1 protein-coding gene is annotated in these 1,314 nt (G+C 63.9%); it reads left to right on the top strand.

Annotated elements, in window-relative coordinates:
• Positions 1-1,277, top strand: a 1,277-nt coding sequence (locus tag GOX53_RS29400; protein WP_217352004.1) for a hypothetical protein, incomplete at its 5' end; no start/stop codon positions are given.
• Positions 1,278-1,314: the final 37 nt, after the last annotated feature.

The raw sequence follows: 1,314 nt of genomic DNA on the forward strand, positions 1-1,314 counted from the left end.
ACGAGATCAACCGATTGGAAGCTTCTGGCGAATTGGAAATCTGGGCGAAGCGCATCGCCGATCACATCCTGATAGGGCTGGAGGCAATCTGGAAATTCGGCGCCTCGGCCGTTGAGTTCTGGCAGACCCTGCGCCCGCTCCTGCAATCCGCAGCCGATGCGCTGGGTGGCTGGCGCAATCTGGCGCTGGCGGTTCTGGCCATCCCGTTCCGGGGGGTCATTCTGGGCGCGGCGGTCGGGCTTGTGCAGTTCGCGCGCGGAGCCGTGATGGCTGGCCGGGCGCTGGCAGGCATCGGTCTGGCATCGGCTGCTGGTGGTGCATTGCGGTTGGGTGGGGCGTTTCTGACCATGCTCAACCCGCTCAATTGGGTGCGCGCCGCGTTCATTGCCATCCGCGTGGCAATCATATCGACCGGCATTGGCGCCCTGGTCGTCGGTCTCGCTATGGCTGGCACGTGGATCTACAACAACTGGTCGGGACTGGTGGCGTTCTTCCGGGGGTTCGGGGAAGCCTTTATGGCCAGCCTTGGCCCGGCCCGCCCTCTGGTCGAGGGTATTGTCGATGCCGCCTCCGCACTGTGGACCTGGATGACGGATCTGCTGGGGCCAATCGACGCCAGTGCCGAGACATGGGCAAGCTGGGGGCACACGGCTGGCGATGCGGTTGGCGCCGTGGTCTCTTATATCATGAACCTGCCTGCACATCTGACGGGGCTTGCCGGTGAGCTGGTCGACTATTTCTCGAACATCAACCTCTATGACGCTGGCGTAGCGATCATGCAATCGCTCTGGGACGGTGCCGCCTCGTTGGTGGTGGCCATGGTGGATGCCATCTCTGCGAAGCTCTCGGGCATCGTACCCGACTGGATGAAGAGCGCCTGGAACTGGGTGCAGAGTGGGGACGAGGCAACACGTGCCCGCGTGGCAGAGATTGCCAGCCGACTGGAAACGTCCGCGACCCGTCCGAACGGACCGCTCAATCTGCGGACCAGGCGCAACATCGCAGCGTCGTCACATGCGGCACGGGCTGCAGCCGCCGCCGGGGCCATCGCTGCTGCAGCGAGCGGGCCTGTTGCAGCGGCAGAAAATCCGGATGGCGGACGCTATGTGTCCCAGCGGGCGGCGGGGTTGACCACCACCATCTCGGCACCGATCCAACTCACGGTCAACGGCAATGTGGACAAGGACACCATGCCGAAGCTTGAGGACATGGTGCAGCGGGCGGTGGAAGAGCTGGAAGAGCGAATGCGCAACGAGCAGCGCTGGAGGCATGACTGATGCTGGGTCTCTTTGGCCGTTCGATCATCGGCACCGA

Origin of the sequence: Ruegeria sp. HKCCD8929 (genome assembly GCF_013031405.1) — a bacterium.
GTDB lineage: Bacteria > Pseudomonadota > Alphaproteobacteria > Rhodobacterales > Rhodobacteraceae > Ruegeria.